At 70.1% G+C, this 25,583-nt stretch carries 18 protein-coding genes; 8 read left to right on the plus strand and 10 right to left on the minus strand.

All coding sequences use genetic code 11. The features are described from left to right. Positions 1-836: 836 nt before the first annotated feature. On the minus strand, positions 837-1,604 hold the full coding sequence (locus G401_RS0132885) for a pentapeptide repeat-containing protein (RefSeq protein WP_051367488.1): 768 nt from the start codon (positions 1,602-1,604) through the stop codon (positions 837-839). A gap of 79 nt (positions 1,605-1,683) precedes the next feature. On the opposite strand from G401_RS0132885, the gene G401_RS0132890 reads away from it, so the two are divergent. The 4 genes from G401_RS0132890 to G401_RS0132905 all read left to right on the plus strand — a co-directional run bounded on the left by G401_RS0132890 (position 1,684) and on the right by G401_RS0132905 (position 6,898). Next, entirely contained in the window at positions 1,684-2,985 is a 1,302-nt protein-coding gene (locus tag G401_RS0132890) for a DUF1800 domain-containing protein (RefSeq protein WP_027345823.1), read from the plus strand. A gap of 10 nt (positions 2,986-2,995) precedes the next feature. Continuing rightward, on the plus strand, positions 2,996-4,213 hold the full coding sequence (locus G401_RS0132895) for a DUF1501 domain-containing protein (RefSeq protein WP_027345824.1): 1,218 nt from the start codon (positions 2,996-2,998) through the stop codon (positions 4,211-4,213). Positions 4,214-4,305: 92 nt separating this feature from the next. Further along, positions 4,306-5,607 carry a DUF1800 domain-containing protein gene (locus tag G401_RS0132900; protein ID WP_027345825.1) on the plus strand — a complete coding sequence of 434 codons (1,302 nt, stop codon included), beginning with the start codon at positions 4,306-4,308 and terminating at the stop codon, positions 5,605-5,607. Between the two features lie 13 nt (positions 5,608-5,620). Further along, complete coding sequence (locus tag G401_RS0132905; RefSeq protein WP_027345826.1) at positions 5,621-6,898, plus strand: DUF1501 domain-containing protein; 1,278 nt, start codon at positions 5,621-5,623, stop codon at positions 6,896-6,898. A 9-nt stretch (positions 6,899-6,907) separates the two neighbouring features. On the opposite strand, the gene G401_RS0132910 is transcribed toward G401_RS0132905, so the two are convergent. Next, positions 6,908-7,876, minus strand: a complete 969-nt coding sequence (locus G401_RS0132910; protein ID WP_027345827.1) for a helix-turn-helix transcriptional regulator — start codon at positions 7,874-7,876, stop codon at positions 6,908-6,910. 56 nt (positions 7,877-7,932) lie between these two features. Then, positions 7,933-8,103: a hypothetical protein gene (locus G401_RS56350; RefSeq protein ID WP_157546670.1), complete on the minus strand. Its 171-nt coding sequence runs from the start codon at positions 8,101-8,103 to the stop codon at positions 7,933-7,935. Between the two features lie 378 nt (positions 8,104-8,481). Here G401_RS56350 and G401_RS0132920 point away from each other — a divergent pair, with 378 nt between their 5' ends. Then, positions 8,482-9,069, plus strand: coding sequence for a TMEM165/GDT1 family protein (locus tag G401_RS0132920; RefSeq protein ID WP_027345828.1), 588 nt, complete (start codon positions 8,482-8,484; stop codon positions 9,067-9,069). 18 nt (positions 9,070-9,087) lie between these two features. On the opposite strand, the gene G401_RS0132925 is transcribed toward G401_RS0132920, so the two are convergent. After that, positions 9,088-10,371 carry a type II toxin-antitoxin system HipA family toxin gene (locus G401_RS0132925; RefSeq protein WP_051367505.1) on the minus strand — a complete coding sequence of 428 codons (1,284 nt, stop codon included), beginning with the start codon at positions 10,369-10,371 and terminating at the stop codon, positions 9,088-9,090. A gap of 78 nt (positions 10,372-10,449) precedes the next feature. On the opposite strand from G401_RS0132925, the gene G401_RS0132930 reads away from it, so the two are divergent. Both G401_RS0132930 and G401_RS0132935 read left to right on the plus strand, forming a co-directional pair. Next, positions 10,450-10,959: an O-acetyl-ADP-ribose deacetylase gene (locus G401_RS0132930; RefSeq protein WP_027345830.1), complete on the plus strand. Its 510-nt coding sequence runs from the start codon at positions 10,450-10,452 to the stop codon at positions 10,957-10,959. A 145-nt stretch (positions 10,960-11,104) separates the two neighbouring features. Further along, positions 11,105-14,251: a GH92 family glycosyl hydrolase gene (locus G401_RS0132935; protein ID WP_027345831.1), complete on the plus strand. Its 3,147-nt coding sequence runs from the start codon at positions 11,105-11,107 to the stop codon at positions 14,249-14,251. An 80-nt stretch (positions 14,252-14,331) separates the two neighbouring features. Here G401_RS0132935 and G401_RS0132940 read toward each other — a convergent pair whose 3' ends face one another. Next, the gene (locus G401_RS0132940; RefSeq protein WP_027345832.1) at positions 14,332-15,276 is read right to left on the minus strand and encodes an ROK family protein; all 945 of its coding nucleotides are present in this window, start codon (positions 15,274-15,276) and stop codon (positions 14,332-14,334) included. A 227-nt stretch (positions 15,277-15,503) separates the two neighbouring features. On the opposite strand from G401_RS0132940, the gene G401_RS50110 reads away from it, so the two are divergent. Beyond that, positions 15,504-16,517, plus strand: coding sequence for a LacI family DNA-binding transcriptional regulator (locus tag G401_RS50110; RefSeq protein WP_051367489.1), 1,014 nt, complete (start codon positions 15,504-15,506; stop codon positions 16,515-16,517). On the opposite strand, the gene G401_RS0132950 is transcribed toward G401_RS50110, so the two are convergent. From G401_RS0132950 to G401_RS0132970, 5 genes are all read right to left on the minus strand, one after another. Continuing rightward, positions 16,468-17,259 (minus strand): Cof-type HAD-IIB family hydrolase, encoded by a 792-nt coding sequence (locus G401_RS0132950; protein ID WP_084557898.1) that lies wholly within the window; start codon positions 17,257-17,259, stop codon positions 16,468-16,470. The two genes, G401_RS50110 and G401_RS0132950, sit on opposite strands and share 50 nt — an antisense overlap. 95 nt (positions 17,260-17,354) lie before the next feature. Then, complete coding sequence (locus G401_RS0132955) at positions 17,355-18,242, minus strand: DUF559 domain-containing protein (RefSeq protein ID WP_034593885.1); 888 nt, start codon at positions 18,240-18,242, stop codon at positions 17,355-17,357. A 78-nt stretch (positions 18,243-18,320) separates the two neighbouring features. Next, complete coding sequence (locus tag G401_RS0132960; RefSeq protein ID WP_034593886.1) at positions 18,321-21,257, minus strand: glycoside hydrolase family 48 protein; 2,937 nt, start codon at positions 21,255-21,257, stop codon at positions 18,321-18,323. Between the two features lie 377 nt (positions 21,258-21,634). Further along, positions 21,635-22,642 carry a LacI family DNA-binding transcriptional regulator gene (locus G401_RS0132965; protein WP_245601915.1) on the minus strand — a complete coding sequence of 336 codons (1,008 nt, stop codon included), beginning with the start codon at positions 22,640-22,642 and terminating at the stop codon, positions 21,635-21,637. Continuing rightward, positions 22,639-25,407, minus strand: a complete 2,769-nt coding sequence (locus G401_RS0132970) for a glycoside hydrolase family 3 protein (protein WP_034593903.1) — start codon at positions 25,405-25,407, stop codon at positions 22,639-22,641. Before G401_RS0132970 ends, G401_RS0132965 begins: the two co-directional genes overlap by 4 nt. Positions 25,408-25,583 lie beyond the last annotated feature (176 nt).

A 25,583-nucleotide genomic window follows, 5' to 3' on the forward strand; every position in this document is an offset into this window, starting at 1 on the left:
TTTTCTTCAGCAAGTTCAGGATCTTTTAAGATCGTTTTGTCCCGGGTTCGTCGATCTCACTTCCGCTCCTCCCGCGGGAGACCGTTCCGCCCCTATCGCTGCGCTCCGGGGACTCCACTGCCAGGTGAGTGGGGCGACGCATCATCCACCGTCGCCCGGTCACCGTTCACCCCCAACCCCCACCCGGCCTTTGTCCCGACTGTCCGATATGGCGGCCGGGTGGATCGGCTGGGCCGACATCCCGACCGCTGGGGATCGAGGGGACAGGGTGCGTTTTTACATCTCAGCCGCTGTGGATCACGTCCACGCCGTCCCGCGGTCGGCCGTTGCCCGTGATGCGGGAACGATCTTCCGATAGGTGGACCCGGGGCGCTGTCTTCTTGATCGCTTACGGCTGGGGTGTAAATCCGGCCCGATCTGCATGATCAATTACGCGTCAGGTGCAGCAGAACCCGGTCAGCGCGCTCCAGAACCGTAAACGATCATGCGCCGAGCGGCCGTTTCCACACCACAGCCGTAAACGATCACCCCGCCGACCGCCGCCCCGGCGCCCATATCGGACAGTCGCGACAAAGCCAGAACCGGCCAGGGTCGGACGGTGGCTCCGATCGTCGACCATCTCGGGTGCAAGTCGGATAGTCGGGACAAAGTCCGGGTGGGGGTTGGGGGTAAACGGTGACCGGGCGACGGTGGATGATGCGTCGCCCCACTCACCTGGCAGTGGAGTCCCCGGAGCGCAGCGATAGGGGCGGAACGGTCTCCCGCGGGAGGAGCGGAAGTGAGATCGACGAACCCGGGACAAAGAACTAGAAAGATCTTGAATTTCCGCTCGGCGATCAGGCCCAATGCCGCGGGCGGCGGAACCCTTCGGGAAGGCGGGTCGTGGCGTCTCCTCGGGCGGCGTCCACCTGGGACTGCGTGAGGAACAGGGTTTCCCGGAGGTCGGCGCCGTGCAGCAGGGCGCCGCGGAGGTCGGTGCCGAGCAGGTCGGTCCGGAAGAGGTCCACCCCGCTGAGATTGGCGCCGATGCAGTAGGCGCCGCGCAGCGTGGCGCCACGCAGGCGCATGGTCCGCAGGTCGCGGCCCATGAGGTCGGCACCGCGGCGGCTCACCCCGCCCAGGCCGTCCCGGCGGCGCGCGCTGGCGGCTTCGAGCAGGGGGCCGACGCGCTCCCGCCACGCGTGAATGTCCACATCGGATGGATCGGCGGCGGCGGTGTCGATCGCGGCCGACGTGGCATCGAGGTCGGGGTCGTCGTCGAAGGCGCGGGCCGCGCGCAGGTAGTACAGCAGCTCGTGCAGGTGGAGCACGACCTCGTACACGCCGAACATGCGCTGGCGCAGCTCCGGAGCCGACCGCCAGTCCTTCCCGCCGAAGAGTTCCTGGGTGACCCGCTGGCCGGCGCCGAAGCAGTCGAAGACCGTGCAACCGGTGAAGCCGCGGTCGCGCAGGTCGGAGTGGATCCCGCAGCGGAAGTCCGTACGCAGGTTGGGGCAGGGCTGCCCGGCCTTCTTCGTGATCGCGAAGTCGGCCGAGGCCAGGAAGGCGGGCACCACGCAGCAGAGTGCGGCGCAGCGCGTACAGTCGGCGCGCAACTCGGTCATTTCTCCCATGCTACCGGCCTGACCGTCGTCGATCCGTGGCCTGACGTTCCCCGAACATACGGCTGGGTATGGTGCGGGCATGGCAGACCGAGCGCAGGCCGCACTGCTGTTGCGGCGGATGGGGTTCGGCCCGACGTCCGCCGAGGTCGACGCGGCCGCCGCGACCGATCCGCGGCAGCTGGTCGCCGGGCTGATCAGCCAGGGCGGCCCCGATCCCGGCGCGACGCCGCTGCCCACCTTCGCCGACGACCCGTACCTGCACCCCGATCAGGCCGCCGGGAAGGACCGGGAGGCCAAGGCCCGGGCGCGCCAGGCGGCCCAGCAGCAGCTGACCGGCCTCGCCGACGCCTGGGTACGCCGGATGGCCACCGCCCGCGGGCAGTTCGCCGAGAAGATGGTCTTCTTCTGGCACGGGCACTGGGCGACGAGTGCGCAGAAGGTCAAGTCGGCGACGCTGATGCGGGGGCAGCTGGAGACGTTCCGTGCCCTGGGACGAGGCGACTTCACGGCCTTCGCGCGGGCCATGGTCCGGGACCCCGCCCTGATCGTCTGGCTGGACGGCCAGCGCAACACCGCGAAGGCCCCCAACGAGAACCTCGCCCGCGAGCTGATGGAGCTGTTCACCCTCGGCATCGGTGCGTACGCGGAGTCCGACGTGAAGTCCGCCGCGAAGGCGCTCACCGGCTGGACGATCGACCGGACGACCGGCCGGGCGGTGTTCGCCCCGAAGCGGCACGCGACCGGGGACAAGACGGTTCTCGGCACGACCGCCGATCTCGACGCCGACGGCCTGGTGAACCTGATCGCCGGCCGGCCCGAGCACGCCGCGTTCCTGGCGGGGCGGCTCTGGTTCCGGTTCGCGTCCACCGATCCTCTCCCGGACTCCACGCGGACGGCGATGACCGGCGCCTACGGCCCGGGCCACGACGTGAACGCCATGCTGACCGCGCTGTTCACCGACGCCCGGTTCGTCGAGACCCGGGGACACCTCGTGAAGCAGCCGGTCGAATGGGCGGTCGGCGCGATACGCCAGCTCGGCGTGACGGCACCGCCGAAGGGTCTGCTCAACGGCCTGCGGGGAATGGGACAGGTGCCCCTGCGCCCGCCCAGTGTCGGTGGCTGGCCGGCCGGGACCGCGTGGCTGACCACTTCCTCCCTCCAGGTACGCATGAAGCTGGCCGCCGCCATCGCCGCAGCCGTCCCGGACCCGACGCTGACCGCGTTGCGCGGCGGCGGCACCACGAAGCTCGACGCGCTGGCCCACCTGCTGGCGGTCGACGGCTGGACCGACCGCACCCGGGCCACGCTGGCGGAGGTGGCCGCGAAGCCCGCTGCCCTGATCACGGCCGCCCTGGTCAGCCCCGAATACACGGTCAGCTGAGGAGGATCCCATGGACACCGTGACCCGACGCAGATTCCTGCTGGCGAGCGGAATCGTCGGCGCCACCGCGATCGCCGGCGGCGCGGCCGCGTACGCGTGGAAGGACATCTTCGCCACGGCCGGGCAGGCCCAGGCCGGGCAGCGCACCCTCGTGCTCGTGACGCTCTACGGCGGCAACGACGGGCTCGCCAACGTGATCCCGTTCGGCGACGGCGCCTACCACGACGCGCGGGGGAGTCTCGCGTACACCGGGGATCAAGTCTTGAGGCTGGACGGGGCGACGGGCCTGAACCCGGCGCTCAAGGGGCTGAAAGCCTTGTACGACGGCAAGAAGCTCGCCGTGCTGCGCGGGGTGGGGTACCCGAAGCCGGACCGCAGCCATTTCCGGTCGATGGACATCTGGCAGACGGCGGATCCGGTGCGGCCGCGCAACACCGGGTGGCTGGGGCGGTGGCTCGACACGGCGGGTGGGGACCCGCGGCTGGGCATCTCGCTGGAGCCGGTGCTGCCGCCGCTGCTGGCGGGGGAGCGGAGCGCGGGCGCGGCGGTGCCGCTGACCGGCGTGGCCGTGCCGAAGGCGATCACGCCCGCGGTGCTGAGCGGGTTCGCGAAGCCCGCGCCGGGCGAGTCGCCGTTCCAGGCCCGCGCGGCGGCCTGCTTCGCCGATCTGACCAGTGTGGACAATATGATCACCGAGGTACGCGAGGCGGACGACGACGATCAGGGCGACGAGCCGGCCACGGCGACGGGCGGCTCGGCGGCGAGCCTCAAGGCGCAGCTGGCGATGGTCGCGCAGTGCATCGGGGCGAAGGTGGCCACCCGGGTGTTCTCGGTGTCGCAGGGCGGCTTCGACTTCCACGCGGGCGAGAAGGCGTCGCAGGAGGTCGTGCTCAAGCTGGTGGACACCGCGGTCGCCGATTTCCTCAAGAAGGCGGGCGACGACGTGGTCGTGATGATCTACTCGGAGTTCGGCCGGCGCGTACGCGCGAACGCCTCCGACGGCACCGATCACGGAACGGCGTCGAACATCTTCCTCGCCGGCACCCCCGTACGCGGCGGCCGCCTCGTCGGGGACCAGCCCAGCCTGTCTGATCTGGACGATGGGGACCTCAAGTACCACACCGACTTCCGGGACGTGTACGCCGCGGTGCTGGCCGATGTGCTGAACACCGATCCGGGCGCCGTCCTGCCGGGGTGGACCGGACGAATGGACGGACTGTTCGCTTAGCGCTGCGTACGGTGACGGGCGGAACCTGATCGCTGATGCCGGTTGAGCAGCGAGGGCTGACTACCGCGCATCGACACGGTACGGTCTGCGGCATGGCTGACCGCTCCCAGGTCGCGCATGTGCTGCGCCGGGCCGGATTCGGGCCGACGGCCGCCGAGGTGGACGCGGCGGCCGCCGGCGATCTCCGGCAACTCGTGACGGACCTCATCACGCCGACCGGCCTCGACCTCGGCGCGATCGCCTCGCCGCTGCCGACCGCCACCGGCGACCCCTTCCTGCTGCCCGAGAACGCGCAGCGCACCCCCGAGCAGCAGGCCCAGGACCAGCAGACCAAGCAGACGCAGCTCGACGCGTTGGCCAAGGCCTGGCTGCGCCGGATGGCGATGGCCCGCAACCAGCTGACCGAGAAGATGGTCTTCTTCTGGCACGGGCACTGGGCGACCAGCGCGGAGAAGGTCGACTCGGCCACTCTCATGCGCCACCAGCTGGAGACCTTCCGCGGCTTCGGCCGCGGCTACTTCCCGGCGTTCGCCAAGCAGATGGTCCGCGACCCCGCCCTGATCTTCTGGCTCGACGGCCAGCTCAACTCCCGCCGCGCACCCAACGAGAACCTCGGCCGCGAGCTGATGGAGCTGTTCACGCTGGGCATCGGCGCGTACCAGGAGCCGGACGTGAAGGCCGCCGCCAAGGCGCTCACCGGCTGGACGATCGACCGCACCCGGGCCACCTCGAAGTTCGTGCCCAACCGGTTCTTCAAGGGCACCAAGCGGCTGCTCAGCGTCAGCGCCGACTTCGACGCCAACCTCCTCGTCGACCTGCTGTGCACGCGCCAGCAGCACGCCCCGTTCCTCGCGGCGCGGCTGTGGCGCCGCTTCGGTTCCACCGAGCAGATCCCGGACAGTACGCGCAAGGCGATGGTCGACGCGTACGCGCTGACGATGGAGACCGACGCCATGCTCCGGGCGATGTTCACCGACGAGAAGTTCATGGCCAGCCAGGGGCAGCTCGTGAAGCAGCCGATCGAATGGATCGTCGGCGCCGTACGCCAGCTCGGCACGATGATGCCGGACGACGTCCTCGACCTGCTCGACGACATGGGCCAGGAGCCGCTGCGCCCGCCGAGCGTGGGCGGCTGGCCGAGCGGGGCCGCCTGGCTGACCACCTCCCTCCTGCAGGTACGCATGTACGCGGCGTCCTCGCTGGCGGCGAAGCTGCCCACGAAGACGGCCGCCCTGCTCAAAGGCAGTACGCCGAGCAAGCTGGAGGCGCTCGCCCACGTGCTCGCGATCGACGCCTGGAGCGACCGCACCTACAAGGCGCTCAGCGCGGCGGCCGGCAAGCAGCAGCGCCTGGTCACCCTCGCCCTGTGCAGCCCCGAGTACACGATCACCTGAGACGGAGACCTCGATGGACATCGTGACCCGGCGCAAGTTCCTGGCGGCCAGCGGCGTCGTCGGAGCGGCCGCGCTGACCGCCGGCGCGGGCGCGTACACCTGGGACGACATCATGGCCACGGCCGGCGGCGGTCACGGCGGTCACGGCGACGACTCGATCGGCCTGTCCGCCACGGCGGCTCCGGTCGGGGCCGCCCGCAACCTGGTCCTCGTGACGCTCTACGGCGGCAACGACGGCCTGGCCACCGTCATCCCGTACGCCGACGGCAAATACCAGGACCTGCGGGGCGGACTCGCGTACACGGCCGAACAGGTGCTGCGCCTGGACGGCACGACCGGGCTGAACCCGGCCCTGACCGGCCTGAAAGCCCTCTACGACGCCAAGCAGCTCGCGATCGTGCGCGGCGTCGGCTACCCGAAGCCGGACCTCAGCCACTTCCGGTCGATGGACATCTGGCAGACCGCCGACCCCGCCAAGCCCGCGACCAGCGGCTGGCTCGGCCGGTGGCTCGACGAGGCGGGCGGCGACCCCCGGCTCGCGATCTCCCTCGAACCCGTGCTCCCGCCGGTGCTCGCCGGGCTCAAGTCGGCCGGTGCCGCCGTGCCGATCGGCGGGATCTCCGTACCGGGCAGCATCATGCGTACCGACCTGACGGCCCTGGCGAAGGCGCAGGCGGGCGAGCCGGCGCTGCAGGCCCGCGCGGCGGGCTGCTTCAACGACCTGCTCAGCGTCGACAAGCTGATCAAAGCGGCCAAGAAGAGCGCCCGTGACAACCGGTCCGGCGCCACGAGCACCGGCGGTGCCCGCTCGCCGCTGCGCAGCCAGCTCGACGTCGTCGCGCAGTGCATCGAGGCGGGCGTCGCGACCCGGGTCTACTCCGTGTCGCTGGGCGGTTTCGACTTCCACGCCGGCGAGAAGGGCGCCCAGGAGGTCGTCCTCAAACTCGTCGACAGCGCGGTGTCGAGCTTCCTCACCCGGATGAACACCACCGCGCGCGGGCGCAACACCGTGATCGTCGTGTACTCGGAGTTCGGGCGGCGCGTCCAGGGCAACGACTCCGGCGGCACCGACCACGGCACCGCGTCCGACGTGCTCATCGGCGGCGCGCCGGTGGCGGGCGGCCGGCTTCTCGGCGAGCAGCCGAGCCTGCGCGACCTCGACGACGGGGATCTCAAGTACCACATCGACTTCCGGGACATCTACGCGTCGGTCCTGGCGGAGGTGCTGCACACGGACCCCGGCGCCGTCCTCAGCGGCTGGAAGACCAGCCTCCAGGGCCTGTTCGTCTGAGCGAGAAGGCTATAGCCAGCCGCGGCGGGCGGCGGCCAGGCCCGCCTGGAACCGGGTCGTGGCGTTGAGCTGCGCCATCAAGTCCTGGATGCGGCGGCCCACCGTCCGCTCGGTCACCCCGAGCGCCCGCGCGATGGCCCGGTCCTTGTAGCCGCCGGCCAGCATCGAGAGCACCTTCAGGTCCTGTTCGGACACTTCCTGGGCGGCGGCCTCGGCCGCGCCGAGCGGCGTACCCTGGGCCCAGAGGGATTCGAAGCACAGGACCAGCGCGTCCAGCAGCGGCGACGCATGCACCAGGATCCGGGTCCGCGTCTCCGCGGCCGAGAAGCTCAGCGGCAGCAGCGCCTGGCTCCGGTCCGCAATGATCATTTTCATGCGTACGCGGGGCAGTGATCTCGCCTGTTCGCCGGCTGCCACGCAGGCCATCATCTGTTCGAGGTGCCCGGCTTCCTGGAGGGCCGGGGCGTCGTAGAGGCCGCGATAGCGTACGCCGCGGGCGAGCGCCTGGAACTCCTCCTCGTTCACGACCGGCTTGCCGTAGAGGTAGGGCGGGCTGTCGATGATGAGCACCTCGTCGCGGGCGTGATGCTGCAACCTCGCGAGGTGATGGGAGACCGCTTCGGCCCCCTCGACCAGCTGGATCAGCTCGCTGGGCTCGGCCGGCGGCAGCAGGTCGCGTACGCGCAGGGCCAACTCGTGCGCCGATTCCCGCAGCCGTTCGAGTTCCTGGGTCTGCCGGGCGACGAGCGCGTCCACGGCCACCTCGGGCGGCGCCGCGACGAAGTTGGTACGCGTACCCACGAGGCGGCTGGCCAGCCCGACGTCGAGCAGCTTCTGCAGCGCCTTGCGTACGCGTCCCGGCGCGGTGTTCAGCCGCCCCGCGATGTCGGTGGCCGAACTGCGCGGGTGGGTGAGCAGGTCGAGGTAGACCTCGCTGTGGATCGGGCTCAGCCCGACCGGATCCAGGAGGGTGGACATGTCGGCAGGGTAGTGATCGCGGGCCCGCTGCCGGAAGAGCGAGCCCGCGACCCCGGTCAGAAGGTGCGGCTCCACCGGTGGAAGGTTCCGTTCGAGGCGCGTGTCGGGTCGGCGGGTCGCGGGCTCGCCGCCGCGGACGGCCGCGCGATCGGCGCGCCGGCCGCGGCGACTCCGGTGGCCGGCGCGGCGACGGTCTGCCGCCAGCCCAGCCCTCCAGGAATGGACATGTCGAGACTCCTCACAGTGGTGGTGAACCCCGGGGGTGCGCTCACGCTAAGCCCTGGCGGGGCCGTTCGGACCTTCCGGTTCCGGACATCTACCGGGATCGGACGTGAGGCTGCCGCGGCGTTGACGGACATCGGCCGGTTCCGGACACGGGCTGTGGCGGAGATCGCGTCCACTCTGACCTGCCACTTCGGTAGCCTCATGGGCGCGAAGGGGAGTAGCTCCCAATGCGGCGGTCGACATACTGGTGTCCTCGGACACCCGGCCGCCCGACCTCACGGTGTCGCGTGGGGTGAGCGAGACCTTCGGCTCAGGCAGCCATTGCCGGGCCGAGGTCGTCGCGTACGTCTCGCCCGGTACGGACAACCGGGAGACCCTCGATGACAGCATTCCTGGCGGCCCTCGCCGTCAGCTTCGGTGTGATCTTCGTCGCCGAACTCGGCGACAAATCCCAGCTCATGGCGCTGACGTTCGCCACGCGCTACAAGGCTTGGACGGTCCTCGCCGGCATCACCATCGCCACCGCGGTCGTGCACCTGGTCTCCGTCGGGGTCGGCGTCGGCCTCGGCGCGGCCCTGCCCACCGGCTGGATCAGCCTCGTCGCCGGCATCGCGTTCCTCGCCTTCGGCGCCTGGACGCTGCGCGGCGACCGCCTCACCGACGAGGAGAAGGACAAGGTCAACCGGAGTACGCGCTCGGCCATGTGGGCCGTCGGCGGCGCGTTCTTCCTGGCCGAACTCGGCGACAAGACGATGCTCGCCACGATCACGCTGGCCACGCAGTACGGCTGGTTCGGCACCTGGCTCGGTTCCACGGTCGGCATGGTGGCGGCGGACGCGCTCGCGATCGTGGTCGGCCGGATCCTCGGCAAGCGGCTGCCCGAGAAAGCGATCAAGTACGGCGCGGCGGCGCTCTTCGGGATCTTCGGCGTCTGGCTGATCGCCGAAGCCGTCAGCCAACTCGCCTGACGCGCCCTCGTCGGCCCGTCAGGCGGTCTGACGCAACGCGGTCTGGCAGGAGAGGGCGTGACTCGCGACCCTCTCCGCCAGCCGTCCCGGCATCGCGCTGCCGAGCGACGCGATCTCGGGATCGGCGGCGACCGCCGCGAACGCTTCCCCCATGCCAGCCGCGAGGTGTGCCACCCGGGCGAGGACCGCCTCGGGATCCAAGCCGTTGGCGGCGGCGAAGCGTACCCAGTGGCGGCGGCTCAGCTTCGTGATCGCGTACTCGCCGCCGACCCGCATCGCCATCCGCAGCCGCGGCAGGTACATGTCGTCGTACGGAAGGGCGCTCGCGAGGTCGTAGAGCGGGGCGAGGCGTACCTCGCCGCCGGTCAGCAGCAGCGAGTAGTTCTTCGCGTGGCCGTCGGTCCCGGCGACCAACCAGTTGTACGCCAACGCGTCCACGAACCTGTCGATCGACTCGTCGGCGTCGCGTGCGGTCCGCAGCAGCCGGATCACGTCCTCCGCGGACGGGCCGCCCTCGTTCTGGTACTTCGCCGTCGGCGGCACGCCCAGCGCCTGGCACAGGTCTTCCTGGTGCACCCGTTCCAGCCGGCCGTCCGGGCCGGTACGCCGGTCATAGCGTTCGACGACGATCGCCCGCTCCCCGGCGAACTCGCGTACGCGTGACGTGGCGGTCAGGAGGCCGAGCCGGCCGGCGGCGAGCAGGCAGACGTGCTCGTTGAGATCGTGGTCGTCGAAGCCCGTGATGGCGGGCTTGATGATGTGGGTCGTCGGGACGGCGCCGCTCGGATCGCCCCAGCGGTCGTTCTCGAGGAGCAGGGCGGTCTTCGCCTGGGCGCCCGCCAGGCTGAACTGGCCGGTGCGCGACATGTGCCAGGCCGTGGGATCGCCGCGCAGCACCTTGATGCGGCGGCCGATCTCCTCCTCGTCGATCCAGTCGATCTCGCCTCGGCCGAGGAGGATCCCGTTCACGGCCTCGGCGGGCACGAACTGGGCCGCCCCGGCGCAGTCGGCGCCGACGTGCCGCAGGATCCCGAAGGCGCTGCGGGCGGAAACCTGGTAGCCGCGGGCCCACTTCTCCAGGACACGCTCGTTGTCGGGCAGGAGTCCCCAGAGGAAGGCCTCGACGATCTCGTCGCCGTGCTCCGGCCGGCTGAGCGGCATGGACAGCGAGAGCGGGGTCGCCCCGGCCGCCGTCCTGTACGCGTCGTCGTACGCGAACGTCAGCCGTCCACTGACCCGGGCCAGCTCGCCGATGCGTACGCCGCCCAGGATGACCTGGAGGGTGTCGTCTGATGCGGCCATCGGCGCCATGCTACGCGACGAGTTCGCCCGGGGCCCGCGAAATCGCTGGTGGACCAGCTGGTGGACTAGATTGAGGGGATGCGGGTAGAGCTGGTCGAGGGCGACATCACCGCCCAGGACGTCGACGTGATCGTCAACGCCGCCAACTCCTCCCTCCTCGGCGGCGGGGGCGTCGACGGTGCCATCCACCGCAAGGGCGGTCCCGAGATCCTCGCCGAGTGCCGGGCCCTGCGCGCCTCGAAGTACGGCCGCGGTCTGGCGGTCGGCCAGGCGGTCTCGACCACCGCCGGCAGGTTGCCCGCCCGCTGGGTCGTGCACACCGTCGGTCCTGTGTGGAGTGCCACCGAGGACCGGTCCGGGCTGCTGCGCGACTGCTACGCCAATGCTCTGCGGCTGGCCGACGAGCTGGGCGCGGCGACGATCGCGTACCCGCTGATCTCGGCGGGGATCTACCGCTGGCCGGTCGACGACGCGGTACGCCAGGCGCTGGCCGTCCTCGACGCCGCCGAGCCCGCCCATCTTGTCGAGGCTCGCCTCGTCCTGTTCGGCCCCGCCGCGTACGCGACCGCGAACAGCGTTCGAGGGTAAGGGTTTCCGCTGTTCAGCGCCGGGGGGCAAATCCCGGCCTTCGTAGACCGTTGACATATTTCTGTGTAGGTACTTTTCTATGTCCATTCCGATGACAACGTTGTCCGCGATATGCCCCGCGGCGTTGTCCGAAAGGAGTGGATCCATGCCCCGAGCACCCCTCCCACTGATCGGGCGCGCGCTCACCGGCCTGCTCCTGGCCGGCGCCCTGACGGTCTCCTACCCCGGGACGGCCGCGCAGGCGGCGACCCTCAACCTGACCCAGTACGTGAACCCCTTCATCGGCACCGACGACAGCAACTCGCCGAACCCGGTCGGCGGCGGCGCGGGCGGCAGCACCGTTCCCGGGCCCGTCGCGCCGTTCGGCATGGTGCAGTTCAGCCCGGACACCCCGACCGCGTCCCCGTCGGGCTACCGGTTCGCCGACACCCAGATCCAGGAGTACGCCCTGACGCACTTCAACGGTGCGGGCTGCTCGAACAACGAGGACCTCGGCATCCTGCCGATCACGGGGGCGATCTCGGCATCGCCCGGCACGAGCTGGACCAGTTACCAGGCGACCCAGGTCAAGGGGAGCGAGGTGAGCCAGGCCGGGTACTACAAGTCGGTCCTGTCCACCTACGGGAACACGCAGGTCGAGCTGTCGGCGACGAAGCGTACGGCGGCGATGCGGGTGACCTACCCGTCGACGACCAGCGCCCGGATCCTGCTCAACACGAGCAAGGACGCGACCGGCAGCCGCAACGGCTCGGTGTCGATCAGCGGCAGCACGATCAGCGGCTCGTTCACGGGCGGCGGGTTCTGCGGCACGTCGAAGACCTACAACATCTACTACTACGGCGTCTTCGACCGTACGCCGACCAGCGTCGGCACGTGGCTCGGCGGGACGGTGTCGGCCGGGTCGACGAGCACGAGCGGGACGAACTCCGGCGGCTACGTCACCTTCGACACGACGTCGAACGCGACGGTGAACCTGCGGATGGGCGTCTCCTTCGTGAGCACGGCCAACGCCCAGGCCAACCTGGCGGCCGAGCAGCCGAGCTTCGCCTTCGACACGGTCAAGGCCAACGCGGACACGGACTGGAACACCATTCTGAACCGCGTACAGGCGACCGGGGGCAGTGCGGCCGATCTGCAGAAGTTCTACACCGCGCTGTACCACGTGCTGATCAACCCGAATCTGGCCAGCGACACCAACGGCCAGTACCTCGGGTTCGACAACGCGGTGCACAGCTCGTCCCGGCCGGTCTACCAGAACTACTCGGGCTGGGACATCTACCGGTCGTGGGCCGCGCTGGTGGCGCTCATCGCGCCGACCGAGGCGGCGGACATCGCGAACTCGATGGTGCTCGACGGCCAGCAGGGCGGTCTACTGCCCAAGTGGTCGCACAACACCAGCGAGGTCTTCGTGATGAACGGCGACCCCGGGCCGATCATCGTGTCGAGCCTGAACGCCTTCGGGGTCACGAACTTCGACACGACCGCCGCGCTCAACCTGATGAACTCCAGCTCGAACGGCGGCACCACGCAGGGCGGCTCGATCCGCGGGCGGCAGTCGGAGTACACCAGCCAGCACTTCATTGACGAGGACTCGTCCGACTCGCTGGAGTACTCGGCCTCCGACTTCGCGGTGGCGCAGTTCGCCCAGCGGCAGGGCAACACGAGCCTCTACAACACCTACATCCAGCGGGCGCAGTGGTGGGCCAACGTCTTCAACCCGGAGACGAACTACATCCAGAAGCGCAACCCGGACAACACCTGGGTGACGCCGCTCGACCCGGCGAGCAGCAGCAACTACACCGAGGGCAACGCCTCCCAGTACACCTGGATGGTGCCCTACAACTTCGGCAGCCTGATCAACCTGATGGGCGGCCCGGTGACCGCGCGGCAGCGCCTCGACCACCACTTCACCCAGCTCAACGGTGGTCTGACCCAGCCGTACTTCTACATCGGCAACGAGCCCGAGCACGGGGTGCCGTGGGCGTACAACTTCGCCCGCTACCCGGCCGGCACCTCGGCCGCCGTACGCCGGGTGATGAACGAGTCGTTCACGACCGGTGCCGGCGGCCTGCCCGGCAACGACGACCTGGGCGCGACCTCGGCCTGGTTCGTCTGGGCGTCGCTCGGCATGTATCCGGCCACCCCGGGCGCGGACACGCTGGCCCTGCACGGCCCGCTGTTCCCGTCGATCCTCATCACCCGGCCCGGCGGCAACATCCAGATCAACGCGACCAACGCCGGACAGGGCAACCAGTACGTGCAGAGCTTCTCGCTCAACGGGACCTCGTCGAGCCACAACTACCTGCGGTACCCGGACATCGCCGCGGGCGGCACCCTCGCGTACACGATGGGGGCTTCGGCGAGCAGCTGGGGCACCGGCGCGGGTGACGTGCCGCCGAGCTTCAACGACGGGTGGAGCCCGCCCGCCGCGGCGCCGGACCTGGGCACGAACCTCGCCCTGAACAAGACGGTGACCGGCTCGACCAGCTGCAACGCCACGGAGAGCGCGGCGAAGGCGGTCGACGGGCAGCTCGGCGTCAACAGCAAGTGGTGCTCGACGGTGAGCGGCACGAAGACGCTGCAGGTGGATCTCGGCTCGGCGCAGAACGTCGGCGCGTTCGTGGTGAAGAACGCCGGCCTCGGCGGCGAGCAGACCGGCTGGAACACCGGCGCCTACACGATCTCCACGAGCACCGACGCCGCCACCTGGACCCAGCGGGCCTCGGTGAGCGGCAACAAGGCCAGCCGCGTGCTGTCCACGATCAGCGGCGTCAGCGCCCGCTACGTGAAGCTGGACATCACCACGCCGGCCAACGACGGCAACGGGGCGGCGCGCATCGACGAGTTCGAGGTGTACGCCCCGGCGACCGGCGCGGTCAACCTGGCCCTGAACAAGACGGCCACGGCCGACTCCTCGTGCAACGCGAACGAGGCCGCGGCCAAGGCGAACAACGGTTCGTGGACCGGTGGCAACTCGGACAAGTGGTGCTCGGCCGGGACGAGCAAGTGGTGGCAGGTCGACCTCGGGTCGGCGCAGACGGTCTCGTCCTTCACGATCCGCCACGCCGAGGCGGGCGGTGAGTCGGCGTCCTGGAACACCAAGGACTTCAACATCCAGACGTCGACCGACGGGACCACCTGGACGACCGTCGTGACCGTCACCGGCAACACCGCCGGCACGACGACGCACCCGATCACGCCGCGCAGCGCGCGCTACGTACGCCTGAACGTCGTCACTCCGACGCAGACGACGGACGCCGCGGCGCGGATCTATGAGGTCGAGGTGTACTGACAGCCCTCTCGGGGCTGCGGGAAAAGGGGGCGGGCCGCCACAAGCGGCCCGCCTCTTTCTGCCTGAACCGGACCGGTTTCCTAGACGTGGACCAGCCGGGCGGCCGACGGGTACCGCTCGGGCTCGAAGACGAGGGCACCGGCGCCGACCAGCCCCGCGGAACTGCCCAGAGCGGCCGTGCTGATCTCGATGTCGCGCAGGAAGCCGAGCTTGCCGTGCTCCTCCAGGGCCCGCTTCAGCGGCGGGAAGAGCAGGTCGGCCGCGTGGGAGACGCCGCCGCCGATGACCGCCGCGGTCAGGTCGCACAGCGCCGACGCCGAGATGATCCCGGCCGCCACGGCGTGGCCGGCGCGCTCGAACGCCTGGTTGGCGACCTTGTCCCCGGCCCGGGCCGCGTCCGCGAGCTCGACGGCGGAGCTGCCGACCCAGCCGTTGCGTACGGCGTAGGAGACCATGCTGGGGCCGGAGGCGAGCGCCTCGACACAGCCCCGGCCGCCACACGGGCAGGGATCGCCGCCGAGGTCCACGACGGTGTGGCCGATGTGCCCCGCGTTGCCGGTACGCCCGGTCACCAGCCGTCCACGTTGGATGATCCCGCCGCCGACGCCGGTGGAGACGACGAGCACGATGACGTCGTCGACCTCGCGGGCGGCGCCCCGCCAGTGCTCGCCGACGGCGGCGCAGATGCCGTCGCCGGCCATCCGCACCGGTACGCCCGGCAGCACCTCGGCGAGCCGTCGGGCCAGCGGGAACTCGCGCCAGCCGGCGATGTTGACCGGGCTGACGGTGCCGCCGGCGAGGTCGAGCGGGCCCGCGGTGCCGACGCCGACCCCCAGCAGCGGTCGGTCGGCCCGGGCCGCGATCTCGCGGACGAGGGTCGCGAGGGGCTGCCAGACGTCCTCGGCGGAGCCGTCGGCGGTCGGGATCGTCTGCGACCCGATGAGGCGGCCGTCGGACTGGACGAGGCAGGCGGCCATCTTGGTACCGCCCACGTCCACGGCCAGGGCGAGAGAATCGGACTCCATGGCGGACAACGTTGTCACGTGCTCATCACGCATGGGTAACATCGCACCCTTACTTTCCGGTTGTGCCTGATCAAAACGACACCTCGGGCGTACGCGCCTGGCCGTGGTCGGCGATGACCCGGATGGACCTACCCTCCGCGACGGGCCGCGCCGCGTCAACCTCATCCCGCGCGCCGTCGCGGCACGGGTAATCTCGCACCGTGAACACCCACCGGCCGCGTCCCACGATGGTGGATGTCGCGCGCCGCGCGGGAGTCAGCCTCAAGACCGTCTCGCGGGTCGTCAACGGGTCGCCGCAGGTGCAGCCCGAGATGGCCGACCGGGTCCGCGCGGCCATCGCCGAACTGGGCTTCCGGCGCAACCACCTGGCCAGCGCCCTGCGCTCGGGCCAGCAGACCGCCACGATCGGCCTGCTCATCGAGGAGATCGCCAACCCGTTCTACGCGACGATCGCCGACACCCTGGCCGAGGTCAGCCGCGCCCACGACACCCTGCTCATCACGGCCAGCTCCGAGGAGGACCCGGCCCGCGAGGAGGTCCTGCTGCGCGACCTGTGCGCGCGCCGCGTCGACGGGCTCGTCGTCGTCCCCGCCGGCTACGACCACGCGTACCTGCGGCCCGAGGTCGAGCGCGGCGTCCCCGTGGTCTTCCTCGACCGCCCCGGCGGCGGCCTCGTCGCCGACACCGTCCTGCTCGACAACCGCGGCGGCGCCCGCTCCGGCGTCGAGCACCTGCTCGCCCTCGGCCACCGCCGCATCGCCGTCCTGCTCGACTCGGTCGGCGTCTACACCATGCGCGAGCGCCTCGCGGGAGCGCAGGAGGCACTCTCCGCGGCCGGCGCGCACTACGACCACGATCTTGTACGCGAAGGCGTGCGCGACCCGTCGACCGCGGCATCCGTCGCCGGGCGACTGCTCGAGCTCCCCGACCCGCCGACCGCCTTCGTGTGCCTCAACAACCGCATCACGGTGGGCGCGCTGCACGGCCTGTGGAGCCGGGGCAGCGACGCCGACCTGCTCGGCTTCGACGACTTCGAGCTGTCCTACCTGATGCCGCGCCCGTTCACCGTGATCGCGTACGACACCCGGGAAATGGCCCGGATCGCCGCCGAGCTGCTGTTCACCCGGATCGCCGGCGACCAGTCGTGGCCGCGTACGGAGGTGCTCGCGACGCATCTCGTCGAACGCGGCCTCAGCCCGGCAGCCCCTCCAGCACCCGCGCCACGCCGTCATCCTCGTTAGCGGCGGTCACGTGCCGGGCGGCCGCCTTCACCGCAGCCTGCGCATTCGCCACCGCGTACGCCATCCCCGCCCATTCCAGCATCGGAATGTCGTTCGGCGCGTCCCCGAAGGCCATCACCTCCTGTGCGGTGACCCCCCACGTCGCGCAGAGTTCGGCGAGCGCCAGGGCCTTCGTGACGGACGGCAGCGCGATCTCCAGCGGCGCCCGCTCGTTCGACCACGTACACGTGATCACCTGTCCCAGAACGGGCTTCAGGACCGCCCAGGCCCGGTCGGGATCCTCGTCCGGCAGCAGCACCATGAGTTTCACGGCCGGCTCGGTGAGGAGGTCGCTGACCTCCTGGACGGCGATACGGTCGAAGTCCAGCGTCGGGCGGTAGGTGTATCCCGGCTCGAAAAGCACCCGGTGCCCCGTCTCCACCGCGTACCCGGAGCCTGGAATGTTCCGGGAGATCTCTTCGATGACGCTCGCCACGAAGTCGGGAGCCATCGCGTGGGTGAGGGTGATCTTCTGGTCTTCGGGGTCGTAGAGGGACGCACCGTTCCCGCAGATCGCGATGTCGATGTCCTGCTCGTCGAAGAGCTCCTTGACCACGCGGGCGGGCCGAGCGGTGGCCGCGACCACCTTGATGCCCTTGGCTCTGGTCTTCCGCAGCGCCTGCCGGGTGCGCTCGGAAAGGGTGGAGTCGTTGCGGAGGAGGGTCCCGTCCAGATCGGTGGCGACCACGCGCGGAGCAATCACGGCCCCATCTCACCACGCGTCCCCGGGCTGGATCTTGACGGATGTCCAGAAAGTGACCTCATCCGCTGGAGATGATGTTCCTTTCCGGACATCCGTCAAGATCCTCTGCTCGCGAGCATCACGCGGACCTGAGCCACGGTGCGACCCGGGAAGCGCAGAACGTCATCCGCGGTGAAACGGAGCACCGTCCATCCCAATACGCGTAGTTCGTTCTGTCGCTCGAGGTCGAATCGGAAGGTGATCCGGTCGCGATGATGGTCGCCGTCGTACTCGATGGCGAGCATCGCATCGGGATAGGCGAAGTCCAGCCGTGCGACGAACCGCTGGCCGTCGAAGACCTTGAGCTGGGCGACCGGCCGGGGGAGGCCGCCGGCGAGAAGGACCAGTCGCAGCCGTGTCTCCATGGCCGATTCCGCGAGTGGATCGGCCAGGGCGATGGCCTTGCGTGCCGCGGCCACGCCGAACTCCCCCGCTCGCCGGTTCAGATGGTCGAGGAGGGCGTCAAGGTAGATCACCCGCTTGTGCAGCATCGCATCTAGAGCGACGACCGCATCGACGAGCAGACACCTGTGCGCGATGTCGAAGGCCGTTCGCAGCGGCGTCGTGACGACCGGTCCGAGAACGGAGGTCGTCTCATCGTCGGCGAGTCTGATGCGTCTGACGACCAGCCCCGCGCTGGCACCGAGCTTCACGCCCGGCGGAAGGTAGACCGTGACCTTGTCCGGATTGTTGATGGCTGCACCCCAGAGCAGCGCGGCGCTCGTTTCGGCGATCGCGGCTCCGGGCGGCAGAAGGAGGGCCGCCGCCTCGCACAGCGTCCGATGATCAACGGTGACGGACGAATGCACGTATACGCCGCGTAGCAGCCGTACCCAGGTCGATCCGTGAAGTTGACGTGGGGTGAGCAGGCCGGCGGCGATGGCATCCGGGCCGCGGAACGGTCCGTTCAGCAGGCCGCGGGGTTCCACGGATGGGCGGGCCACCCACCAACACTGGCGAAAAGAGGTGGGGCGCGGCAACCCCTGTGGACAGAGGTTGCCGCGCCCCGGTGTTGAGAGGGGTCAGCCGTTGGGGAACAGGTAGCCGAAGTCGGCGTACGCCATGGCGATGTCGCTCTGGGCCCAGAACCGGTGGTACGTGAACGAAGGTGCCGACCCGCCGTTGAGGTAGGACTGCACGGACGACCACGACGGGTCCTGCTTGTACCAGGAGCGGATGTCCAGGAACGAGTCGCCAGACTTGATCTTGTCACCGTTGGGCATCGTGCCCGTCCAGGTGGACGGGATGTAGAGGCCCTGGTGGTCGGTGGCGTTGTAGACGTCGTCGAACCGGCTGTAGTCCGAGCGGGTCTCCGGGATGCCGACGCCCTTGCTGTCGCTGTTGGCGTACAGGGCGTCGATCAGGCCCTTGGCGGTGGCCTTCGCCGTCGTCGAGCCCGACTTGGCGGCGTAGTACGTCAGCAGGCGGGCGTACGAGGCCGCGATGCCGGCGTCCGAACCGTTGGCGGTGATCGTCACGTGCAGGTTGGTGTTCGCCTGCGGGGACGACGCGTTCCAGGTGTTCGGGGCGCCGGACCAGGACAGGTCCGACGGGATCGAGAACGTGGTCGCCGTGTAGGTCGTGTGGGCCATGGCCCACGTGGTCCACTTGTCCAGGATGGACTTGGCGGTCGCGTTGCCGGTCACGTAGTAGTACTCCGCCAGCCGCTCGAGCGACCAGGCCTGCATGCCGAACCACTGGTTCGACGGCGGGTCGTGGTAGACGGGCTGCTGGTCGTAGAACATGCCGTAGAAGGTCGGCGTACCGGTCGGGGGAGTGCCGTAGTTGCCGCCCCAGCTGTTGGTCGCACCGCCGGCGATCGCGCCTTCCGAGGACTGGAGCCACTGGTAGAACTCCAGCTGACGCTGGAGGCTCGTGGTCCAGTCCGCGTTGGCGCTCGCCGACTTCGGCTTCAGGTCCGTGACGTTCGACAGCGCGTACGCCGCGAGCGGGTTCTGGTAACCGAAGTGGTTGAAGCTGGAGCCGATACGCCACGACCACTGGTCGGACATGCCGCCGCCCCAGGCGTAGTACCAGGAGAGCAGGTAGTGCTCGGAGTCCCGGCCGGTTCCCGCGGCACAGGCCGAGGCGCCGACGCAGTTCCCGATCTTCTTGAAGTACTTGTCGAACAGCGCGTAGCGCAGGTAGTCACCCATCTTGGCGGCCTTGGCCACGGTCGCCGCGACGTCGGCCTGCTTGTTCTGGGCGGTCGACCACTGCAGTGCCCAGTACGCCGCCTCGACCGCACGCGCGTCGGCGTCCGGGGCGTCGGTGTACTTCCACTGCTTGGCGGGCGTACCGGTGTCCTTGATGAACAGGTCGAGGTAGCCGTACTGGCCGCCGGCGGTGAAGGTGTCGCAGGCGGGCTGCGGGACGGTCTCCCACACGGACTCCTGGGCACCACGCTGGAACGTGTTGATGTACGCGACCCGCGTCGTCTTGTCGCCGCAGTGGCCGTAGCCGTACTTGTTGTCGACGTCCAGCAGCCAGTGCATGCCGTAGATGTCGGAGGTGCCGTAGGTGCTGGTGAGTTCCGACTTCAGCGGGTCGGTGCCGACCGGGACGGACGGCTCCAGCGGTGACGGGTACTGGTCGGGGTAGTCGTGCTCGGCCGCGTACTGCGGCGTGCCCGAGGCGCCCGACGTGGGCTGGTCGGTGTGGGCCGGGATGATGTACTTCTCCATCGTCGCCCACGCCTGGTTGAACGGCGCCCAGTTGCCCGACGCCCGGCCGTACTGGGCCTCCAGCCACAGCCAGAAGCTGAACGCCTCGGACGTGGTCTCGTGGCCGTAGTCCGGCGCCTCGACGATCAGCGTCTCGATCGAGTGGTAGGGCACACCCTCGGGCGAGAAGTAGCCGTTGGCCGAGTTCTTGATCTTGTTGTACTGCTCCAGGAACCGGGCCACGTAGACCGGCTGGTCGTTGTCGGACTCGGTCGCGCTGATCGAGGCCGACGTGTAGCCGGTGGCGCTGAGGGTGACGGTCGCGGTGCCGTTGGTGTTGTCGGCGTCCTCGGCGGCGGCGATGGTGATGTTCTGCGCCGTCGACCAGTTCGCCGTCGTGAACGTCAGCGTGGCCGGAGTGACCGTGATGTCCGTGTCACCGGCGCTGCGGGCGACCGTGACGGAGACGTTCGCGGTGGGCGCCGCGGAAAGTTTCACGCCGACGGTGGCTGATCCACCCTCCGGTACGCTCACCGCCGCCGCACTCGTCACGATCGACGGCGCGGTGGACGCGTCGACGATCACCGTGATCTGTGCCGTGGCTGTGGCGCCCTGGTTGTCGTACGCCTTGGCCTGGAACGTGTACGTGCCGACCGGTAGGGCGGAGACCGCCCACGAGTACGGCGACGAGCTGTCCGAGCCGAGGAGCGAGCCGTCCCGGTAGAACTCGACGTTCGCGACGCTACCCGGCGCCGTGTCCGCCGCGGTGGCCGCGATCGTGAAGGCCGCCGGGGCCGTGAAGTGCGTGTTGCTGGCCGGGCTGGTGATGCTCACCGTGGGCGCCGCGTTGGCACCCGTGCAGGCCTGACCATTGATCTTGAAATCGGTGGGCTTGCCGTTGGAGCCGGTCCAGTTGGCGTTGAAGCCGATGCCGGTCGTCGCGTTCGTCGCGAGCGCGCCGTTCCAGGACAGGTTGGTGGCGGTGACCACCGCGCCCGACTGCGACCAGTTCGCCGACCAGCCCTGAATCCCGGACTGCCCGTTCGGGAACGTGAAGGTCAGGGTCCAGGCAGTGATCGGGTCGCCCAGGTTGTGGATCGTCAGGTTGGCGGTGAAGCCGCCGGAGGTGGGGGTGGATGTCCAGTCGCTCGTCGTGTAATCGACCTGGCAGGCGACGGCGGCGTGCGCCGGGGCTGCCCCGGCTACGATGCCGGCGAGCGCAAGGACGAGCGCCGAACCGATAGCGATCAGTCGTCGACTGCGCGTACCGATCCGACGCACGAGACTGCGGCTCATGCGTTTTCTCCTCGGTGTTCGGTGTAAATCCCCTTTTAAGGGGCGGACGCGGACAGGTCGACGGCAGCCGACATGTGAGACGTCCAGCACCGACGTCGCCGGGAGTGGCCTTTCGGCATTACGATGTCTCCTGTCCGTGGAGCCGTGCGGCTAGCGTCGTGCGGGGGACACCGGGGCGGATGTGGGCGCATCCGCCCCGCCGCATTTCTGCAGCAAGACACGGGTGATCATTTTCTGGGAGCGCTCCCAGTCTTGGGCGGAGCACTCCGCTGGATAGAGATTTAACTCCTTCGCAGCCTCCTTGTGAAGCCCTTGTTTCCGCAGGTCCACAGTGGAATCGAAGGTTGGCACGCGGCGAGCAGGGAAGATGCCCAGCGTCAATGAATCGATGCGGTTGACGAGCGCAGACGGAGCGACGGCGGCAGCAGGGTCACCGGCGGAACCGGCTCGCCCGCGAGTTTGCTCATGAGCAGCTCGACCGCGCGCCCGCCGACCTCGCCGGCCGGGATCGGCACCGATGTCAATTCCGGGGTCGCCCGTTCGGCCACTTCGTCCGGGCAGATGGCCACTACCGAGACGTCCTCCGGGACGCGCCTGCCCATGGTGCGCAGGGCGGTCAGCACGTGGTCCACCACCGCCTCGTTGTGCACGATCAGACCGGTCGCGTGCGGGAGGGCGCGGACCGCCGCCAGGGCGGCCGCGTAGGTCGAGTCGCAGGGGCGCGCCGTGGCGGTCACGCCGGCGGCGTGCGCGGCCGCGATGACGCCGTCGCGCGTACGCCTCGCGAAACCGGTGTCGCGGTCGTAGACGACCTGCGGGGCGCCGAGGAGCGCGAGCTCGGTGTGGCCGAGCTGGACGAGGTGCTCGACGCAGGCCGCCCCGGCCGCCGCGAAGTCGAGGTCGACACAGGTCAGCCCGTCGGACTCGGCTGGTAGTCCGATGAGGACACTCGGCCGGGCCAGCTCCCGCAGCGTCGGTACGCGAGGATCGTGCGTCTCGACGTCCATGAGGATCAACCCGTCGACCATGGCGCTGCCGGCGATGCGGCGTACGCCGGCCGCGCCCTCGTCGGCGGTCAGCAGCAGCACGTCGTGGTCGACGGCCCGGGCCGCGGTCAGGACGGCGGTCGCGAACTGCATGAGGACCGGCAGGTGCATCCCCTGGCGCAGCGGGAGGGCGAGCGCGATGACGTTCGCCTTGTTGCTCGCCAGCGACCGGGCGCCCGCGTGCGGGTGGAAGCCCAGCGCCCGGATCGAGGCGAGGACCCGGGCCCGGGTCGTGGCCGAGATCGTCCGCTTGCCGCTCAGGACGTAGGAGACCGTGCTCGCCGCCACGCCCGCGTGCTGGGCGACGTCGGTGATCGTCACCATGCGGTCGCGGGTCATGCGGCGGTCCCGCCGAACCGCAGGGACGAGACCTCGGTGCCGGCCGATGAGAAGATCACGTAGAGATCGTGCACGCCGTCCACTGTGGCCGACACCAGCGACTGCCCCGGTACGCCCTGCGCCAGGACGGTGCCGGCGAACGGGTCGTCCACCCGCAGCGTGACGCGGCCGCCGTGACCGTCGAGCCTGGTCGTGCGTACACCGGAGAGGTCGACGCCCTGGAAGCACAGCCAGGCGCCGTCCTCGGCGGCCCGGACCCCGTCGCCGGCGAGGGTGACGCCGCAGTACTCGTCGTTGCCGGCGGTGGCGATCGGCCGGTCGACCGCGCGGCGGGTGCCGATGACCGTCCCGCGTACGCCCAGTGTGGCCGTGAGGCGCACGTCGGCGCTGGACCGGCCCACCATGATCTTGTGCCGGGCGGCCTCGACGACCGGGCGGTCGGTGGTGACGTCCCAGAAGGCGAGGTCGTCGGCCCGCAGGGTGAGGGTGACCTCGGCGGAGGCGCCGGGGCCGAGGGTGATCTTGCGGAAGTCGCGGAGCTTGCGCAGCGGCTGCTTGACCCGCGAGCGCTGCTGGTGCGTGTAGAGCTGGACCACGTCGGAGCCCGTACGCGCGCTCAGGTTGGTCACCGTCAGCGTGACCTCGACGGTCTCGCCCGCGCCGGCGCTGTCGGCCGACAACCGCAGGTTCTCGTACGCGAAGTCCGCATAGGACAGTCCGTGCCCGAACGGGTAGAGGGGCGTGCCGCGGTAGTACTGGTACGTCGCGTCGTTGGCGATGATGTCGTAGTCGAGGATGTCGGGCAGCTCGCCGGCGCTGCGGTACCAGGTCTGCGGCAGCCGCCCGCCCGGATCGGTACGCCCGCTCAGCACCTCGGCGACGGCGGTGCCCATCTCCTGCCCGCCGTGCGACGTCCAGAGCACGGCCGGCAGGTGGATCTCGGCCCAGGTGACCGCGTACGGGTAGCTGGAGACCAGGACCAGCGCGGTCGAGGAGTTGGCCGCGTAGACCTCGCGGAGCAGGTGATCTTGGCTCTCGGGCAGGGCCAGGTCCCGGCGGTCCTCGGTCTCACGCCCGTTGACCAGCGGGTGGTTGCCGAGCACGACGACGGCCGCATCGGACTGCAGGGCCAGGGTCGCGGCCTGGGCGGCCCCGTCCACCAGCAGTTCGACCTCGAAGGCGACCGCCGCCGTGCCGACGCTCAGGTCCGCCTGCACGCCGCCGAGCTCCGGGTTGCCGGGGGAGGCGTGGTGGCGCAGGTGCACACCGCCGTCGGCCAGCGGCTCCAGCGTGAACATCTCGCGGACGACCCACTCGGACGGGCCGGCCGAGAGCGCGTCGAGCGTGCCGTCCTCGCCCACCCGCAGGAACCGCCCGGTCGCGGTCGAACGCAGGGTGACCACGCCGTGGCCCCAGTCGAACACGTCGAACGCGCCGACCTCGTCGGTCAGCCGCGCGCCGTTCTCGTCGACGGTCAGGTAGCGGCCGTCCCGCTGGAACGCGACGCGGTCGACGCCCTCGGCGTACCGGACGGTGTCGAAAGTGGACGCCAGGCCGTCCTTGATCGTCACGGAACCGGGCTGACCGAACTCCTGGCGGCTCGCGCAAGCGCTCCCCGGCAGTGTGCCGCTGTACCAGTCGGTGAAGGTCCGCCCGGCCAGGGGTCCGATCACGGCCAGCGTCCTCGTGGTGGCCAGCGGGAGCAGCTTGCACTCCGACTTCAGCAGCACGATCGACGCCCGGGCCGCGGCCAGGGCCAGCCGCTGATGCTCCGGCGAGTTGATGACGTCGGCGCTGATCTGCGCGTACGGGTTGGCGGCCGGGTCGGCGAACTCGCCCAGCCGGGCCCGCAGCAGCAGCGCCCGGGTGACGGCGGTGTCCAGATCGGACTCGGTGATCAGGCCGCGCTGCAACGCCTCCCGCAAGCGGTCGATCGTCACGTGGGACCGGTTGTCGGCGTCGGTGAAGCTGTCGATCCCGGCCCGCAGGGCGGCCGCGTGGCTCGTCGCGTGATCGGGGTAGAACGCCTGCTGCGCGGGATCGGCCAGGTTGCTCGGCGCGTACGCGTCCGAGACGACGAAGATCTCGTCGGCCGTCCAGGTCCGCAGCTGCTCGTTGATGAGCGGGGTGACGTGCGCGGGCAGGCCGTTGACCAGGTTGTAGGACGCCATCACCGCGACCGCCGACCCCGACGCGATCGCCGGCCGGTACGCGGGCAGCTCGTACTCGTGCAGGACGCGCGGCGTGAGATCGCTGGACGTGGTGCACCGGTCGGTCTCGTTGTTGTAGCCGAGGAAGTGCTTCAGGGTCGGCGCCGTCTTCAGGTAGCGGGGGTGGTCACCGCGCAGGCCCCACGCGTACGCGTCGCCGAGCACGCCGGTCAGCAGCGGATCCTCGGCGTAGCCCTCCTCGTTGCGGCCCCAGCGCGGATCCCGCAACGGGTTCACCACCGGCGCCCACACGTTCAGGCCGCACCGCGCCGGGTCCTTGTGGTGCAGGCCGCGTACCTCGTCGCCGACGGCGTCGCCGACCTGGCGTACGAGGGCCGGGTCCCATGTCGCGCCGAGACCCACGGCCTGCGGGAACACGGTCGCCTCACCCAGCCACGCGAGGCCGTGCAAGGCTTCCGTGCCGGTCGTGAAGCGGGCCAGCCCGAGCCGTTCGATCGCGGGCTGGTGCTGGTGCAGCAGCGCGAGCTTCTCCTCGACGCTCAGCTGTGCGACCAGGCCCTCTACCTGGCTGCGCGGGCTCGGGCTCTCATCCATCAGGGTCACCGTCCGTCGTGGGCGACGCACAGTCGAAGCGCTTCAACAGTACGCACAGCGGCGCTCGGGACAGAGCTGCACGGCTGCGGGGGACGCGGTCGAAGCGCTTCGACGGTACGCCGAAGGAAAGATGTCGGTGGTGTTTCGGGAACTTGTCTGGAAGGTCTACCGGAAGC

Source organism: Hamadaea tsunoensis DSM 44101 (genome assembly GCF_000428945.1).
Lineage (GTDB): Bacteria > Actinomycetota > Actinomycetes > Mycobacteriales > Micromonosporaceae > Hamadaea > Hamadaea tsunoensis.